Genomic DNA, 17263 nt, shown 5'->3' with positions numbered 1-17263 from the left:
TTGAACAAGACAAAAAAGGCAGAACCTTTAAAAAAATTATACTCAAGCCTGCCATTATTACATTGTCACAATTTTAATTTTAATCCTAACCTATTCAAAAACTTTACGAGGTAAATTAACAGCCCGACGTAAATAAGGCTCGATAGCATTCCAAAGATGCCAGTCCGCAATATGGGTAACAATTCGAGTTGCAAGTACTGTGAACCACTATAAATCAAAAACGGCAACAAATAGATCAGCAGCGAATTTTTTGCCGGGGAAAGCAAAAACTGATACCAGTTTTCCCATCGCACAACATCAATCACCAAATAGAGTAACAAACTAATAGTGCTGCAAAAAGCGATTGAAAACCACGCCCACGAGGGTGTTGCATGAATTTTTGAAATCGGAAAATAGCGATGCAAGATCATCGCAATCACGAATGCACTAACGCTCCAGATCAACAATAAGCGCAAACGTTGATACTGCTCTGCTACAGTTGTCGCGGGCAAACCATACAACATCTGCGAAACACATGCACCGCATAGCACCAACATGGTATGCGTGAACTGATTCGCTTCGTCTCGCAGACAATGCAGCACCGGAATTTGAGACAAATACTGTGGCTGGAAAAGTATAAATCCAAGCAAGCACAGGAGTTGACTAACTATGATGACCGGTAGCGAAAGACCAAAGAAAATCGCCACTAAACTGGCAAATAGCGACGCCCAACCTATCAAGCCAAGTATGCCCCACCATTGCACTTGCAATCCTGATTGGCCATCCTCACCGCCGCGATAAATCAGAGCTAAAGCCACCAATACGGCAATGCCTAGCCAACGTAAGAACAAACTGCTGCGCGGAGAAAATTTACTCGCAACATGCCACACCATAATCATCGCGACTAATGAAAATGCGGACCATAAATGGATAGAGACAGGCATGGCTTTTTGCTGGAACCCATCTTCAGCATTCACCATCATCACGCCAATGACGATCAGCGAAAGTGAACGCAGCAGCTGATGCGCCAGCAGGTGAGATCGATTTGCTCCAGCCCGCTGTCGCTGCTTTAGCGCCAGCGGCAGAGATAAACCGACGATGAATAAGAAGGCAGGAAAAACCAGATCAGCCAAAGACATGCCGTCAACATCTGCAGGCATATGATTCAACCAAAGCGGCACAGCAGAAACGCCAGCTAAGTCATTCACAAAAATCATCAGCAAAATCGTGATACCGCGAAAGACATCAATGCTCAGACTTCGATTACCTGTGCTAGCACAATTGACGGTAGCCGTATTCATCAAACTTCACTCGCCAGTGTCGAAGTCAAACGCGACAACGCTGCACCCGCTTTGGTAAAGGCATAACAATGCTTTGCTTCTACCTTCAGGCACAATTGTTGACCCGCCAGTAAAGACTGATGCGTTGCCGGGAATTTTGCAGCCAACAGATTTTCGGCACCAGGAAAATTCGCATAAACGATATACGTGTCGCCTAAATGCTCAACAAAATTCACGTTAACATTCAGTTGATTTTGCTCTGTTTCACGAGCATCGCTAAGACACAGATGTTCCGCTCTTATTCCTATGGTCAGCTTATCGCCAATTTGTATGTCACCAGCATCGACCAAGACTTGCAAAAGACTACCATCCGTCAATTGCACGATTAAACCTTGAGCGCTGGCAGTCATCGCAGAGGCAGATAAAAAATTCATTTTTGGTGACCCGAGAAAACCAGCCACAAACAAATTAGCCGGATGTTCATACAATGCCAATGGCGTACCAACCTGCTCAATAACGCCGCCGTTAAAGACGGCGATACGCTGCCCCAGCGTCATTGCTTCTACCTGGTCATGCGTGACATAAATCATGGTTGACTGCAATTCTCTATGCATTTTGCTGAGTTCTATACGCATTTGTACGCGTAGGCTGGCATCAAGATTAGACAATGGCTCGTCAAACAAAAATAGTTGCGGTTGACGCACGATAGCGCGACCAATTGCAACCCGTTGTCGTTGTCCACCTGACAGGTCGCGTGGTTTACGATCCAGCAAATGCGTGATTTGTAATGCTGCGGCGGCTTTATGCACAGCATCAGAAATTTCAGCCTTAGGCATTTTAGATAAACTCAGACTGAACGCCATATTCTCAAATACCGTCATATGCGGATATAAAGCATACGATTGAAAAACCATGGCTAAGCCTCGTTGCGCGGGCGGCGTGTCATTCACGCGCATCCCACCAATCATTAAGTCGCCTTCGTCGATCTCTTCCAGACCAGCAATCATGCGCAGCAATGTCGATTTACCGCAACCAGACGGTCCGACAAAAACCATGAACTCGCCATCCTGTATGTGCAAATCGATCTGTCGCAGTACCTGATTATTGCCATAGGACTTTGCGAGTTGTTGAAGTCTGACGTCGGCCATGATTTGTCTCTGATGATTTTATTTTTTTGAAAACGGGTTTTTCAGATCAGCAGATTGAGACTCAAAGGCCTGGCTCAATCTGCTGATCTTCTCTGTGCAGGGATTTGAAATATTTTTAGTTAAATCCGTGAACAGGAATTTTTCCGTCTGCACTGATTTCACCTGCAAACCAAGCGCGAGCGGCATCCACCGCTGGTGGTGCAAAGCCATATGTCATCAAGGCTGGTGCCTGAATATCCAACATTTGAAACGGATTCCACAACACCAGATGCAAATCAGGCTTCCAACTATCGCGGACTTGTTGGCTGTATCGAATACGTACTGTGGATGCCAGAATCACAAAGCGACCATCTTGCGGCAAAGCGTTCCAGTCAAAGCTATTGGCGTCTTCAAAACAAACAGTCTCAACGTCGTACACGCTACTGAGCATGGCCGTGACTTTTTCGGCAGGAATACCTGCTTCAGAAACGCCATCACTCACAACGTCGGCACTGATGACCAGACGCACCTTACTACCTTTGGCTGGTGCAGCTGGATTGCCGCTGACGGTCAATCCACGCTTCCATGCGGACGACATCAAAATACGGTCTGCCATGTCTGATTGATATGCAGTAGATTGACATGGATAAGCATCAGTCAGGCTACGCACACGCTCCAGGCGCTTGGCAATTTCTTCTCGGGTAATCTGACCACTCGCAATGACTTCAGTTAAGGCTTCGAGCGTTTCAATTTGTGTTTCTGTTGTGCCCAAGGCCATCACTAGATCAGCACCCGCCAATAAGGCTTTGACGGCGGCATTACCAACGCCGTAGCGACCAGCGATCGCATGCATGTCCATACCATCGGTAATGACCACGCCCTGATAATTCCACTGATCACGCAACAAGCCGGTCAGGATAGGCTTAGACATCGTTGCCGGGTTGTCTGCATCCAAAGCCGGATAAACGATGTGTGCGGTCATCATTGCTGGCGCGTTGCGGCTAACGGCGATCTGGAATGGAGCCAGTTCCAGCGCCTGCAATTGTTCAAGTGATTTATCCACGGTCGGCAAGTCGCGATGTGAATCGACATTGGTATCGCCATGGCCTGGGAAGTGTTTGACGCAACACGCCACGCCTTCAGATAAACTACCGTCCATCCAGGCCAGCGCCAATTCGCTTGCACGTTGTGGATCAGAGCCAAATGAGCGTTCAGAAATGACTGGGTTATCGACGTTATTATTCAAATCCAGTACGGGTGCAAAATTCCAGTTAAAACCCAACGCCTTCACGCCGCGTGCTACGGCTGCGCCAACCTGATAACATAATTCTGGATCATCACTAGCACCGAGTGACATTGCTGCAGGTGGTTGCGGTACCCAAGTGGCACGGACTACCGCCCCACCCTCTTGATCAATAGCGATCAAAGATTCTGACCCCATCACTTCACGCAAATCAGATGTCAATTTTTTGAGCTGAATTTCATCTGTCATATTGCCGCGGAACAAGCAGATGGCACGGATGTGATGTTGCTTCAAATAGTGTGCTGATACCTCATCCAGACTGGTGATCGGCATACGTATCATCACCAACTGACCAGCCAGTTGTCGTGCTTCTTCAAGGCTCATTACATGCTGTTTGTCTTGCGTCATTTCACTGCTCCATCCATACCGCGCATAAAAAAGCGCTGAGTAAATAAAAAGGCGACCAGAATTGGTGCGACTGTCAAAATAGTTCCCGCTGCAATCACGCGGGTGCTGCTGCCGTAGGTGCCGCGCAAATACAAAACACCTGCCGATAAAGGAAAATCTTCCGGCTTAGCAATGATGATCGACGGCCAGATATATTCATTCCACGCTTCCACCGCCGTCAAAATACCAACCGTCGCCAGCCACGGCGTAATCAATGGTAAAACAATGCGATAAAAAATCGTCCATTCTGTTGCACCATCCACCCGCGCTGCATCTAACAAATCCTGCGGCACCTCATCAAACGCCTGCTTGAGCAATAAAATAGAAACAGCTGTCACAACATTAGGCAACACCACACCGGTATAGGTATCAACCAGACCTAGTTTTGTCATACTAATAAAGTTGACCAAAAAATTCACTTCAGAAGGCAAGATCATCGTTGCAAGAATGATGCCCAGTATTAATTTACTGCCGCGAAATGCCATCCTCGATAAAGGATAAGCGGCCAGCGAACAAATCACTAACTTGCCGAGTACCGTGGCAACTGTAATCAAGAGCGAATTTTTATAAAATGCCAGAATGGGTATTACCCGAAAGACCTCAATAAAATTAGCCAGCGAGACGCCTTGCGGCCAAAACGTCGGCGGAAATTCAAACATATTTCCTTTGGTAGAAATGGCGACGACAAAAGTCCACCAAAACGGGAAAACGCAAATCACAGCGATCACGCCGAGCACCAGATACTGCGACACGATACGGAGAATTTTATGATGATTCATTTTGGCTGCTAATTTCATTCGCGGTGCCTTGGCTTCAGATATTTCAGACACACGAAGGCAATGCCTATACAGCAAATCGACACAACAAAACTAGCAGCCAAACCGCGCGGCAATTTTAAATGTTTTAAACCTTGATCATACGCATAGTAGAGAGCCGTAAATGTCGAATTCATCGGCCCGCCTTGTGTTAGCACATCGACTTCCTGATACGCTTTTAATGCCGCTAATACAGACATGATGCTGCATACCATGATGGTTGGATATAGCATAGGCACGGTAATACGCCAGAAACGTTGCCAACGATTCGCACCATCGAGTATGGCGGCTTCTTGCATCTCTGAAGGTAAAGATTGCAAAGCCGCCAGATACATCACCATATACCAACCCAGACCGCGCCAAAACGATACAAACATGATGGCAAATAAGGCTAATGCATCATCAGACAACCAACCTAAGGGCGTGTGTATCAAATGTAATTGCAACAGCACATAATTGAGCGTGCCTTGCTCATGAAACATAAAACCCCACATAATGCCCACCACAGAAACGGTCGTCACTACGGGTACATAATACGCGGCACGGAACCAGCGAATCGCAGGCAATTGATTGTTGACCAGCACCGCCAAACTGATCGCACCGATCTGGGTAAATGGCACGACCAATAAAAAAATCAGCGAATTTTTCAGACCGGTTAAAAACATATCATTGCTAAACAAAGCCTGATAATTATCCAGGCCAACCCAATGCGTGGTTCGCATCAGACTAAAATCGGTGAAGCTTAAATACGAACCGTAAAACACTGGCCAGAATGAAAACGCCGCCAGTAACAGCAATGCCGGGGCCAGAAAGGCGTAGGCTAATTTAGATGAATGGCGGTAATGACTCATGGCCTGTGTACCTTGGCTAATTTCTTATTCCAGATCGCAACGGCTTCATTGAGGGAAGTCTGGATGTCGGCTTTTCCGGTAACGCCAGCCTCAACCGCTTTCACCAGAAAACGACGTAATTCATCATAATCATCGATGCCGGCAACATATAAGCTACGTGCTGAATTCATCGAGTTTGCGGCCACGGCAGATGCTAATTCCGCCGCGCCGGCATTGACTGGCAATTGTTTGAAATACGGATTGGCTAAGGCTTGCTTCGTGGTTGGCATGACGCCAGCTAATCGGGCAAAAGCAAGTTGGCTGCGATCACCGGTCAGGTAACGTGCAAATTCGGCGACGGCTGGCATGTCTTGTGACTTCACACCTTGTGGAATCGCGAAGTGAAACATCCAGCCACCGTCGTTAATACCTGTGGGGCCTGCTGGCATAGGAAAAATGCCGGTTTGGGCATAAATATCAGGTGCATCAGTTTGTATGCGTTTGATCGCCGTGGGAGCACTCACCATGACCGCTAATCGTCCCCCTAGATAAGCATCAACAACAGCAGGAAAATTATCTTCAGCGAACAACTTATCTTTTAAAAAGCCATTCGCTTTGTAGGTGGCAGCCAGCTTTTTTACTAAGGCAACATGCGCTGGCGAATTAAAAACCGCCTTGCCATTAACGATCAAATCCAGACCTTGCTGCATCATGAATCCATCGATTTTACCTAAAGCGGGTGCATAGCCTGGTTTGCCAGTTTTGGCGGCCACCTTGACAGCCAGTGCTAACAGCTCATCCATATTTTGAGGCGCTTGCGTGATTCCCGCTGCGGCCAATAGTTGGCGATTATAGGCAATCACATTAACGTTGCTGTAATGGGGAAAGCCATACACTTTTCCATTAAAACGCAAATCTGCTAATGCCGCATCGGTGTAGGGTATCGCTTGCCCCGGCGTAGTTAAATACGCATCCAAGGGTTCCAGCAAGCCATCGCGTGCCATTTCCTCAGCCCAGGGCACACTGAGATTAACCAGTGCTGGCGGTTTGCCTGCGGCAATGGCAGTGATCAATTTGAGCTGCAAGATGTCCCACGGAAAATCCACCCAGACGATCTGAACGCCGGGGTGAGTAGCCTCATAATCACGCACCAGATCATGAAAATACGGAATAAATTTGGGCTTAAGACTCATGGTCCAGAATTCGATTTTCTGAACTGCAAAAGCGGAGGCCTGAAAAGAAAATAGCAAAACAAAGGCGCAGATGACCTGAGCGAAAACAAGCCTGCCGTCTCGCTTGCGACAGGAAAGGATTTTGCTAGAAATACGCAGATTAAATATACTCCCCCATTTTTTTAAAAAATAGTTCATCTAACCAATACCTTTATTAGAATATTTTTTAATACTGAGAGGGAGTATATTTTTATACATTAAAAAAATTTCACACCAACCTGAACAGGTTTACTTGGGTTTAGTTGGTTTTAGTCACTTTGCTCAGATGACGTGGCTTATCCGGATCAAGTCCGCGTGCCACTGACAAATGAGCCGCCATCACATAAAACGCCTGAATCGCCACGATAGGATCAAGGTCAGGAGTCGCTGCAACAGGCAAAGTAAGATTACGTTCTTTAATATTATCCGGTGCTGCCAACAATACATTCGCACCGCGGCCACGCATTTCTTCGGCGAGCTTGATCAAACCATCTTGTGCTGGCCCACGCGTTGCGAAGATCAACAAAGGATAACCATCATGAATCAAGGCCATAGGACCATGCTTGATCTCTGCACCACTAAATGCTTCTGCTTGAATGACTGAGGTTTCTTTAAACTTCAATGCCGATTCCAATGCAACCGGGAAACTGATACCACGCCCCACCACCATAATGCGTTGTGCTGGCGTCAGCACTTCTAATGCAGGTGACCAATCTAATTGAGTCGCTGCTGTCAGCGCTTCAGGCAACTGTTCGATCGCATCTAAAAATGCCGCGTCGTTTTGCCAATGACCTGCGAGACGAGCACCAGCGACCAACGAAGTGATAAAACTCTTGGTGGCAGCAACACTCAATTCTGGACCGGCATGCAAAGGCATAGTCCATTGTGCTGCTTGGGCTAAAGGCGAGCTTGCGTCATTCACGAGTGCTACCGTGGTGGCGCCACCCTGACTGAAATAGGAGATAGGCTCTACCACGTCAGGGCTCTGACCAGATTGGGAAATAGCAATTGCCAATGCATCTTTTGCCAGCAATGGTGCTTTGTTTAAAGTGACCAAAGACATCGGTAAGGATGCGACGATGCGTCCCAGTCTTTGCATGATCAGATACGCTGCATAATTCGCTGCATGGTCAGAACTACCGCGCGCAACAGTCACGACTGAAGTCGGCGGCTTGGCGCGCAGATGAGCACCAAGCTCAACATAGCGTTCACGATCCTGGGTTAATTGATAAGCGACACGTTCTGCGGAAGAACAGGCTTCTTTAAGCATTTGCGAGGTCAATCTTTTCTCCTTCTACATACACAGCAATGAGGTTGAGCTGACGATCCAGCACAACGAGGTCGGCAAACGCGCCCGTTTTCAAACGGCCACGTTCAGATAATCCGAGGTAATCAGCGGCGTAAGTAGAAACCCGTTTGGAAGCATCTTCCAAATCAAGTCCGATACTGACCAAATTGCGCAAAGCCTGATCCATGGTCAGGGTGCTACCTGCCAACGTGCCATCTTCGAGGCGCACACCGCCCAAACATTTATGCACCACCTGACGACCGAGCATATATTGCCCATCAGGCATACCAGAAGCAGCCGTAGAATCAGTCACGCAAAACAAATGAGGAATAGCCCGCATTGCGGCTTTAATTGCACCAGGATGTACGTGTAATAAATCAGGAATAATTTCCGAAAACTCGGCATGCGCTAAAGCTGCACCAACCATACCCGGTGCGCGATGATCAAGACGCGACATCGCGTTGTACAAATGAGTAAAGCCCTTAGCACCATTTTGCAAAGCAGCGACACCATCTTCATACGTGCCTAGAGTATGACCAATTTGCACCTGCATACCCATCGCACACAATTCGCTGACCAGTTGCAAATGCCCTTCCATCTCAGGTGCAACGGTGATGAGTTTAATCGGCGCAATCGCATCCAGATGTTTTACTTGTGCGAGCGAACCAATATCAGCAAAATCGGGCTGCGCACCAAGCTTACCCGGATTAATGTAAGGCCCTTCCAGATGCACGCCAAGCACTCTTGCTGCGCCAGCAGGTCTTTGCTCGATCACAGGCTGTATCGCACGCAGTGCCGCTTCAATATCGGCCATTGGCGCGGTCATGGTGGTCGCCAGCAAACTGGTCGTCCCATGTTTAGCATGTTGACGTGCAATCACTTGCACTGCGTCTCCGGCTTCCATGGTGTCTTTGCCGCCTGCACCGTGTACATGCAAATCCACAAACCCAGGCAAAATAAAATACTCTGGTTCAGCAGAAAAATCACTCGCCTCGATGCTTTCAATCTTTTCTGAAAACTGAATTTCACCCTTTACCCAGCCTTCCGGGGTGAGTATTTTTCCTAGCAATTGTTGATTCACACTCATCTGAACAACTCCGCCACGAAGTCGTAGTAATCGCTACGGCAATATGAATGCGAAAGCTCAATGGCGGTGCCATTTGGTAAGTAACCAACGCGGGTAATGAACAACATGGCAGCACCTTGTTTGATATCTGCCAATCGGGCTTGCTCTGGTGTCGCATTCACCGCGCGAATATGTTGCAACGCACGGGTCGGCGCGACATTGTGTGATTCCAAATAGCCGTACAAACTATCTGTGACCAATTTTGGGTTTGGCATATACATCGCTGGTACGGTGGTGCTTTCAATCGCCATCACCACGTTATCTGCGGTACGCAAACGCTTCAGACGAGATACAACGGTATTTGGCGACAAGCCCAGAGATAAAATTTCTTCTGGCGATGCAATGCCAGTTTCACGGGAAATCCAGCGCGATCCAGGCACAAAACCGCGCTGACGCAACTCTTCACTAAAGTTGGTCAGACGGGATAAAGGTTGCTCCAACTTCGGCGTAATGTAAGTGCCAGAGCCATGTTTGCGGGTCAACAAACCACGCTCACATAACATATCAATGGCTTTACGCGCGGTGACGCGGGAAATCTGCAAAACCTCGGACAGCATACGCTCTGATGGCAGTGCCTCGTCAGGCTGCCACTGTCCGCTATGGATGCCGTTCGCCAGCTTATTTGCCAATTGCAAATAGAGCGGCGTAGAGCTCTCGTTATCAGGTTTAAAATCATCCAGTTGTGTCAGCATTTTTTGTCTCTCTTGTTATATTTTTTGCAGATAATGTTGAATCAAAATCAAAGCACCGCTCGCTGAATCTCCCTGCGGTTTTTGCGCTCTTTGTTGCAATTCCAATGGTAAATAATGCGCCATCACCGCGGCCAGACCACCACACAAGGCGATCGGCAATTGTCCGCTAGCGTCAAGTGCATGCGCCATTGCTTGCACCTCGCGACCTGCGGCCAGCATGATGTTACGCGCCACATCTACTTCTGTGGCACAACGAATTACGATAGGCGCCAATTCGGCATAGCGGGTTTGGTTAGCACTGGCGAGCCACGCAAAAACGGCATCTTTATTGCCACCACAATGCGCTAATACCGCAGCCGAAAATGGATTCGCAAGAGCACGGCCATCGAGCGTACGTTGCAAGTGATTGACTGCATGCAAGCCCAACCATGCACCACTTGCCTCATCACTGACAGGAAAACCCCAACCACCAACCTCGCGCCGCTGACCATCCGCTTGCAGCACTTCACCAACACTACCCGTCCCCAATGCAATAACCACACCTGGTTGTCCAAGATGTGCGCCGAGCAAAGTGGTATAAGCATCTGTTTCCGCCTGGAGTAAGGCGAAACCAGGATTGAGCGCGATAAACTCAGCAGCCCATTGAACATTATTCACACCAGCCAAGCCGCAACCGATGGCGATTGCAGATAATTCCGGCATCGCCAGGTTGGTATCTTGAAATGCTTGACGGATGGCGACCAGGATAGAATCCCACGCTTTTTGCCGCCCATGCACCAGACCAGATGGTCCGCCAGCACCGCGCGCCAACTCAGTACCACTTTCATCAGCTAACACCACTCGCGTGCCAGTACCGCCACCATCGACACCAATCAGATAGCATATCTCGCGTGCTTGTTCAACGCTCTTAGTCTGGTTCGATGTTTCCAGAGTTGCCTGCGGTGTGTGTAAATTATTCATTGATATATTTATAGCGAGCAAATTTTCCGAAACGCAATGTAGGTTTGAAGTTCTGTTAAACTAAAGTACTTCACTGTAAAGTTTTTTTATAGTGGTTGTCAATAGGTATTTAAGTGGTATTGTATCGAAATAATACTAAGCTCAAATACCTCTTTGTTTTTTGTATGTCCCAATTAAACAAAAACACTGTTTAACGCATCGCATTTCTCCAACCACTTTCCAATCAAACCAGAGCCGTTTATCATCAGAAATCGTAAAAGGTATTCACCGTCAGACGTCCAGAATCTGGATTCGCATTGATACTAATTGCCGGATTGATGCACGCAGAATGCAGTAAGCTGCCGCGATAAACCACCAGCCGGTTAAATTTTGCTGGGATCATTCCCAGAAAAGTAAACTGAGAGTTCGATTCATCAAAATATCTTTGCTGTGGTCGTTCCGCATTAATTTCTTCGTAATAAATGTCAAGGTAGCTTTCTCGATTGCCAGCAGTAATTTGCTGCAGACCAGTCTTCTTATGCCGATAGAAACCAGTCCCTCCATGCTGCTGATCGCAAAGATAAAGTAACACTGCCATATGATTTGGTGTACTAGCATCAAAATGTGGCGTGCATTGCAAGGGACCCAACTCGTTTGCTGGTGTGGTCGTCAACGAAAACATGCAGATACTTTTGCGTATAGCCAATAGCTCTGGCACATCAAAATTTGTTTTAATAACTGGTTCTAGTAATTCGGTCAGGTTGAACGAATACTGCTCTGGTGCTTTAGCGCGCACGCCAGGATATCCTTTACCGTCCCGCACTCCAGGATAAGGTTCAAACTGACTTTGTATGGCAATTTCTTTTAAAGCCTTCGGATCCTGCAAAAAATTATCGATGATCAAGGCATAATGCTCGCCTATCTTCACTGACTCAATGACGGGCGGCATACTAATTTCAAAACGAGTGTCCATATAATCGTCGATGAGGTATCTGAAAATATCGGTATTTCTTCATTATGTGAGGGATCCACTGGCACCGTATTTGCGCAGTGATCAACACAGTCGTACATAAAAATCACAGACTAAAGGAGGGACTATATTTTGACAATCCATGCATCAATCTGGCATGAGTTTCAAAAAAAGCCCGGCATAAACCGGGCTTTTTTATACATCAAACTTACATCAGAACTTAGCGCTGACACTCAGACGATAAGTTGTTTCTCCCTTGAATGACCACGCTGGATAGCCAGCTTGCAAAGGCACTTTTACTGTAGTCGTGGTTGATGCCGTACCATATTGAACATCGTCTGCTTTCAGCAAGTTTGTTGCTTCCAACGTCAAGCGAATTTTGTCAGTAACATTCCAACCAATACTTGCATCCAATGTGCCATAAGAATCATGCATACGGTTACCGTACCAACCAGTTTCACGCAGCATGTATTCAGAACGCCAGTTGTAGGCAGCACGAGCAAAGTACTGTGGGCTTTCCCAGTAACCGAGCAAGTTCACATTGTGCTTGGAAGACTGCGTAAATACGTTCAACTGATCCTGGTAGCTAGTTGCTGGTGCAGTGGCGTTTGCCAGCGTGTAGTTGGCAACAACACCGAAACCATTATCAAATGAATGATTGATTTGCGCTTCCAAACCATCAATTTTACCGCCGCCAGCATTGACGTAGCGATTCACTGTCCAGCTATCTTTTCCGCTATCTGGACTAACCACACCAATACTTTGATTAACAGCAGTCTGCGTAGTGATGAAGTTATTGATGTCTTTGTGGAAGTAAGTCAGAGACAACAGGTTACCCTTACCATAATAGTACTCAACACTGAGATCCAACTGTGTGGACTTCATTGGCTTCAGAGCTACACTACCGTAAGTAATTGTTTCATTACCGGCCGTTTTATCCTGATAACCAGTTTCTGTCGCCAGGAACATATTATCAAAATTTGGACGAGTAACTGCCTGAGAAGCTGCTAAGCGCAAAATCGTGTTTTTGTTGAGGTCATAAGCAATATTCAGACTTGGCAATACGTCGTTGTATTTTGCCGTCTGACTAGTCAGACTATTACTCCAGCCATTGTTATTGCCAATGTCACCAGCAGCCAATGGCGTGCCGTTAAACGCATATCCGGTCCCAGTAGCATCAGTACTAATATAACGAGCGCCAAAGTTACCATGCCACTGTTCTTTTTCGAAGTTAAACATACCGTAGATTGCGGTATTTTTTTCTTCAAGTTTGCCGTAACCGCTACGATCATAAGTCCAGCCAGTGATGTTTTGATTGGTGTTAGCCATCATTGCATCAATATTTGGTTTTGGATTTGACCAACCATTTGGACCCATCGCAATCGTGCCGCTGTACAAACTTGCAGTTGGGGCGTTGATGGTAGTCGCAGCAAAATTAGCACGGTAAGAACTCTTTTCAAACGTGTGATCCGAGACGCGGAAGCCAGTTTTGAAGGAAGAAATACCACTAGCCCAGTCCAGGTTCAGCAACAAATCAGCTTGCGCATAATTTTCTTTGTCGGTGTTAGGACCTTTAGACGTTGCCCATGAACCTGAAGGGCCGATACTTCCAGGCAAATTCGCCAAAGTAACGTCCTGAGGCGAACTTGGTGTCATAATAATTTGCTTACCTGTAGCATTGATATTACCCGTCCATTTTGGCAGATTTGGACCAGTCGCATCACCTGAATAGTAAGCGTAGTTAGTTGTTTCAGAAGTACCACCGTCTGCCTTGGTAGAACCAGCAACCGCATCCAGTTTAAAGCCGTTACCCTTGTACGTACCATTCAGATTCAAACTATCAGACGTCATTTCTGCAGTACGCGCCCAAGTCTGCAAGAATGCATTGTTTGCAGTTGCAGCCGTTGTTGTACTGCTTGTACATACACCAGCAGCATTCAAAGATGTACAGTTATTGAATCCTGTTTTCGCTGCAGGATCGTAAGTGTTTTGGAAAACGTACTGACTCGTGTTCGAGTTATCACCAGTCAATTTCAGTTTTAAGTAATTCAAACCAAGATCCAGATCTTTGGTTGGACGAGCTTGCAGGTTCAAGTTAAACGCTTGACGCTTACGCTCTTGCACGAAGGTCGTTGGCGCAACGTCACCAGACCAGCGTGAATCAGACTCAATACCACGGCGAATATATTCACCATTTTCGACCGCACCACCAACTAACACACCAAATGTATTGGCTTCATTCTTCCAGCTATAAAGACCAGACACATCTTTATCCAACTCAGTGCTGACAGTGCCTTTACCGATTTTCGCGCCGATAAATGCAGAACCAGATGGCATATCCAATGGCTTACGGGTTTTAACAATCACCGTACCACCAATACCACCTTCAGTCAGATCTGCCTGAGAGGATTTGTACACTTCTATGCCACCAATCAACTCTGAAGGCAACAAGGAGTAGTTAAATGAACGATCGATAGATTGCTGGTCATACCAACCAGTAGAAGCAATCGTCTGACCATTCAATGTCGTGTATGTCATTTGTGGATCAGAGCCGCGCACAGAAACAGATGCACCTTGACCAAAAGCACGGCCAACAGAAACGCCTGGAACACGTCCCAAGGATTCACCAACGTCGGTATCTGGCATCTTACCGATGTCTTCTGCAGAGACGGCGTCAACGACAGAATTTGAATTTCTCTTAATATTTACTGCATTTTGCATCGATGCACGGATGCCCGTTACAACGACCTCTTGTGCAGCAGGCTGCTGCGCCTGCTGTGCTTGCGCTGACATCGTTGCACTCAGAACCAGCAGCGCCACTGCCGAAGCAATAGGTGTCAAACCAGATGTTGAATTATGTTTCATTTACTCCCCCAAGGATTTTTTTAAACAATTTTTTAGCTAAAGTACTTCAATTTAATGAAAAGCCAAGTCCCCACCGACACAAAAACACCAACTTTTTACAACAAAAAAAATCCACTTAGATGCCACTACAAATAAAGGAGGCAATATTCTTGTTTTGTAAAATTGCCTTATAACTTCGTCCCAAAAATCATTTTAAAATTATTTTTTTACAAATAAATTATTGAGCCAAACCGCAAAATTCACCTCAATTTAAAAAGAGTTTTCGGCAATTACACCACCCATTTGCATCCGGAATTGTCGATTTCAAACCTGGATATTGCGAGTGAAAATCAGACAAAAACTTCGAATGAGTCTCACTTTAAGGACGGCAAAAGTGGTTGTCAAGCGGTATCTACGTGGTATTAACATGAGCGACATTGGTATTAATTATATTGATCAATAATTGGATGTAAGCACCTGTTTTTAAACAACTATATTTAATTTATTTTAAATACCAAGATAAAGTGGTCTGTTTAGTTTTTCCAACAATGACATATAGATATTTACTTAATGCATATCAGATTCACATGAAGTAACACTATATTTTTACGACCATTTAAAATCAAAACTTCCAGTAAATTGGCGCCTGAATTGACAGTAACTTCCCAGGAAAGATTGTCGTTAAAAATTACTAGGATTTTTTATACACGGAGATAAAAAAGTAAAAGAACCGGCAACCTCAGAACCAGAAACTTTCCATCAGAGAACATTTTTTTTCGAATAAAATTAAGAAAACATATCTAAGTGGTATTAAGACGTTATTTGGCAATACAAAACAGTAAAGAACTGCACGCAAAAGTAGGGATAGTAGGGATTCATAAAAGGCGTGGAGCTCCTGTTTTTCGGGGTTTGGGTTTGCAATGAGCCAGAAAAGCTTAATTCACTGACGAAAATCAAAGACACTATGAGCAAGCGGATTATTTCACTGCACAATTGCGGCAAGATCTCGACTACACTTGAATTCCGACTCGTAAAAATGCGCGCACCGTTATGCCTATCAACTACCTGTCTGCACTGACTTCTCCAAAGCGCTCTGCGCGAACAAACCTACATCTGGGTGTCAGCCTTGCCGCGATTGCCGGCGCTCTCAATGCCGGTGGATTTTTAGCGGTTGGTCAATACACTTCACATATGACAGGTATGTTGGCAGCAGCGACAGATGATTTGGTATTAGGAAGAATATTGCCAGCGATAGCGGCCATGTTTTCATTACTAAGTTTTGCGACTGGTGCCGCATGTACTGCATTAATTGTGAATTTCGCCAAACGCAATCACCTGCGCTATATCTACACGCCAGTATTGCTTCTTGAAGCAGCGTTGCTGCTGATGTTTGGACTGGTAGGCACGAGACTTCAACAACACGAAGTCATTACCGTTTCATTCACCACGGTATTACTGTGTTACACGATGGGATTGCAAAATGCCTTGATCACCAAAATCTCTAACGCAGAAATCCGGACGACACATGTCACAGGATTAGTTACAGATATAGGGATAGAACTAGGGAAATTGGTATATTGGAACAAAAACAAAGATGAGTTGCATCCATCGGCAGAAGTGGCGGCAAATATGGATAAATTGCGCTTGCATCTCTTGTTAGTTGTCTGGTTTTTTATTGGTGGAGTCTTAGGCGCATCCGCGTTTAAACATCTGGGATTTATCTCCACTGTACCGTTGTCGATCGCACTCATTATTTTATCATTAGCACCGAATCTGAAACGGCGATTAAAACAGAGTAAGCAAATCCAATAAAACTTAAGCCTCTGCGCCAGCAATTACTATTTACTGGCGCAGTGCTTGTAAAACCACGTCTTAAAATTGCGGCAGGTCTGTCAGTCGACTACCGTAGACAACATCTACTTCAGTACTTAACCCTGGCATGCCATCTTCATACATGATTCCGACCACCTTCGGCCCAAGAATAATGGCATTGTCACGCTGAAATTTCGTCACGACCTCATCGCCGTTCGTGATCGTTTCCCATACCGCCGATACATCCGCCTCTTGCAGTTGATCAACGACTGCGGGTGGCATCACCTGCCCCCCTTTGCTTCGCCCCCAACGCACTTTAGCGACACGCTCGCCACTATCGTCAAACCGGACTGCCTCAATAAAGAAAAGTGCCATGACAATACTCCTTATTTACAACGAACAAAAAACAGAAGAAGAATGGGTGTGGGATGAAGAACTTACCTCGCAACTGAAGCCGGACAAACAAGTCCTCCTATGAACCTCAGTAACGGGAATATTACCAAAGAAATTCGACGCCGGGTTTTTTCAGGAAAGCTAATTACAGAGCGGCTCTTCAAGACAAAAACCCTTGTAAGGCGCGTAGGCGCGAGAGGAAATTTATTATTTCATCTTGCGTTTAGATATGTACGCAAAGAAAGATTATCGAAGAAAAATTTCCGA

General features: G+C 46.1%; 14 protein-coding genes. 1 reads left to right on the top strand and 13 read right to left on the bottom strand.

Going from position 1 to position 17263, the window contains the following annotated elements:
• Positions 1 to 65: 65 nt before the first annotated feature.
• The 12 genes from H8K32_RS12795 to H8K32_RS12740 form a co-directional block, all read right to left on the bottom strand.
• Positions 66 to 1280: a DUF5009 domain-containing protein gene (locus H8K32_RS12795; RefSeq protein ID WP_186912922.1), complete on the bottom strand. Its 1215-nt coding sequence runs from the start codon at positions 1278 to 1280 to the stop codon at positions 66 to 68.
• The gene (locus tag H8K32_RS12790) at positions 1280 to 2407 is read right to left on the bottom strand and encodes an ABC transporter ATP-binding protein (RefSeq protein WP_186912921.1); all 1128 of its coding nucleotides are present in this window, start codon (positions 2405 to 2407) and stop codon (positions 1280 to 1282) included. The genes H8K32_RS12795 and H8K32_RS12790 overlap by 1 nt, the downstream gene beginning before the upstream one ends.
• A gap of 115 nt (positions 2408 to 2522) precedes the next feature.
• Positions 2523 to 4037: a glycoside hydrolase family 3 protein gene (locus H8K32_RS12785; protein ID WP_186912920.1), complete on the bottom strand. Its 1515-nt coding sequence runs from the start codon at positions 4035 to 4037 to the stop codon at positions 2523 to 2525.
• The gene (locus H8K32_RS12780) at positions 4034 to 4855 is read right to left on the bottom strand and encodes a carbohydrate ABC transporter permease (RefSeq protein WP_186912919.1); all 822 of its coding nucleotides are present in this window, start codon (positions 4853 to 4855) and stop codon (positions 4034 to 4036) included. The genes H8K32_RS12785 and H8K32_RS12780 overlap by 4 nt, the downstream gene beginning before the upstream one ends.
• A gap of 14 nt (positions 4856 to 4869) precedes the next feature.
• On the bottom strand, positions 4870 to 5742 hold the full coding sequence (locus H8K32_RS12775) for a carbohydrate ABC transporter permease (RefSeq protein ID WP_186912918.1): 873 nt from the start codon (positions 5740 to 5742) through the stop codon (positions 4870 to 4872).
• Entirely contained in the window at positions 5739 to 6914 is a 1176-nt protein-coding gene (locus H8K32_RS12770) for an ABC transporter substrate-binding protein (protein ID WP_246447338.1), read from the bottom strand. Before H8K32_RS12770 ends, H8K32_RS12775 begins: the two co-directional genes overlap by 4 nt.
• A gap of 277 nt (positions 6915 to 7191) precedes the next feature.
• On the bottom strand, positions 7192 to 8202 hold the full coding sequence (locus H8K32_RS12765) for an SIS domain-containing protein (protein WP_186912987.1): 1011 nt from the start codon (positions 8200 to 8202) through the stop codon (positions 7192 to 7194).
• Complete coding sequence (gene nagA / locus H8K32_RS12760; protein ID WP_186912916.1) at positions 8195 to 9307, bottom strand: N-acetylglucosamine-6-phosphate deacetylase; 1113 nt, start codon at positions 9305 to 9307, stop codon at positions 8195 to 8197. Before nagA ends, H8K32_RS12765 begins: the two co-directional genes overlap by 8 nt.
• Positions 9304 to 10038 (bottom strand): GntR family transcriptional regulator, encoded by a 735-nt coding sequence (locus tag H8K32_RS12755; RefSeq protein ID WP_186912915.1) that lies wholly within the window; start codon positions 10036 to 10038, stop codon positions 9304 to 9306. The genes nagA and H8K32_RS12755 overlap by 4 nt, the downstream gene beginning before the upstream one ends.
• 15 nt (positions 10039 to 10053) lie before the next feature.
• Positions 10054 to 10998 carry a glucosamine kinase nucleotide-binding domain-containing protein gene (locus H8K32_RS12750; RefSeq protein WP_186912914.1) on the bottom strand — a complete coding sequence of 315 codons (945 nt, stop codon included), beginning with the start codon at positions 10996 to 10998 and terminating at the stop codon, positions 10054 to 10056.
• A gap of 244 nt (positions 10999 to 11242) precedes the next feature.
• A complete protein-coding gene (locus H8K32_RS12745; RefSeq protein WP_222613101.1) occupies positions 11243 to 11950 on the bottom strand; it encodes a DUF6445 family protein in 708 nt (235 codons plus the stop codon).
• A gap of 210 nt (positions 11951 to 12160) precedes the next feature.
• The gene (locus H8K32_RS12740) at positions 12161 to 14812 is read right to left on the bottom strand and encodes a TonB-dependent receptor (protein WP_186912913.1); all 2652 of its coding nucleotides are present in this window, start codon (positions 14810 to 14812) and stop codon (positions 12161 to 12163) included.
• Positions 14813 to 15841: 1029 nt separating this feature from the next.
• Between H8K32_RS12740 and H8K32_RS12735 the strand changes: the two genes are divergently transcribed.
• Positions 15842 to 16603, top strand: coding sequence for a YoaK family protein (locus H8K32_RS12735; protein ID WP_186912912.1), 762 nt, complete (start codon positions 15842 to 15844; stop codon positions 16601 to 16603).
• A 60-nt stretch (positions 16604 to 16663) separates the two neighbouring features.
• Here H8K32_RS12735 and H8K32_RS12730 read toward each other — a convergent pair whose 3' ends face one another.
• Positions 16664 to 16978, bottom strand: coding sequence for a hypothetical protein (locus H8K32_RS12730; protein WP_186912911.1), 315 nt, complete (start codon positions 16976 to 16978; stop codon positions 16664 to 16666).
• Between the last annotated feature and the right edge of the window lie 285 nt (positions 16979 to 17263).

Source organism: Cognatundibacterium jejuense, assembly GCF_014284255.1.
GTDB classification, from domain to species: Bacteria; Pseudomonadota; Gammaproteobacteria; order Burkholderiales; family Burkholderiaceae_D; genus Undibacterium; species Undibacterium jejuense.
Note: the sequence above shows the minus strand (reverse complement) of the source record. Positions and strands in the feature narration are given on the sequence as shown.

Excerpts from the sequence above, each read along its gene's own strand:
- H8K32_RS12795 (WP_186912922.1), bottom strand. The coding sequence starts at position 1,280 with ATGAATACGGCTACCGTCAATTGTGCTAGCACAGGTAATCGAAGTCTG.
- H8K32_RS12790 (WP_186912921.1), bottom strand. The coding sequence starts at position 2,407 with ATGGCCGACGTCAGACTTCAACAACTCGCAAAGTCCTATGGCAATAAT.
- H8K32_RS12785 (WP_186912920.1), bottom strand. The coding sequence starts at position 4,037 with ATGACGCAAGACAAACAGCATGTAATGAGCCTTGAAGAAGCACGACAA.
- H8K32_RS12780 (WP_186912919.1), bottom strand. The coding sequence starts at position 4,855 with ATGAATCATCATAAAATTCTCCGTATCGTGTCGCAGTATCTGGTGCTC.
- H8K32_RS12775 (WP_186912918.1), bottom strand. The coding sequence starts at position 5,742 with ATGAGTCATTACCGCCATTCATCTAAATTAGCCTACGCCTTTCTGGCC.
- H8K32_RS12770 (WP_246447338.1), bottom strand. The coding sequence starts at position 6,914 with ATGAGTCTTAAGCCCAAATTTATTCCGTATTTTCATGATCTGGTGCGT.
- H8K32_RS12765 (WP_186912987.1), bottom strand. The coding sequence starts at position 8,202 with ATGCTTAAAGAAGCCTGTTCTTCCGCAGAACGTGTCGCTTATCAATTA.
- nagA (WP_186912916.1), bottom strand. The coding sequence starts at position 9,307 with ATGAGTGTGAATCAACAATTGCTAGGAAAAATACTCACCCCGGAAGGC.
- H8K32_RS12755 (WP_186912915.1), bottom strand. The coding sequence starts at position 10,038 with ATGCTGACACAACTGGATGATTTTAAACCTGATAACGAGAGCTCTACG.
- H8K32_RS12750 (WP_186912914.1), bottom strand. The coding sequence starts at position 10,998 with ATGAATAATTTACACACACCGCAGGCAACTCTGGAAACATCGAACCAG.
- H8K32_RS12745 (WP_222613101.1), bottom strand. The coding sequence starts at position 11,950 with ATGGACACTCGTTTTGAAATTAGTATGCCGCCCGTCATTGAGTCAGTG.
- H8K32_RS12740 (WP_186912913.1), bottom strand. The coding sequence starts at position 14,812 with ATGAAACATAATTCAACATCTGGTTTGACACCTATTGCTTCGGCAGTG.
- H8K32_RS12735 (WP_186912912.1), top strand. The coding sequence starts at position 15,842 with ATGCCTATCAACTACCTGTCTGCACTGACTTCTCCAAAGCGCTCTGCG.
- H8K32_RS12730 (WP_186912911.1), bottom strand. The coding sequence starts at position 16,978 with ATGGCACTTTTCTTTATTGAGGCAGTCCGGTTTGACGATAGTGGCGAG.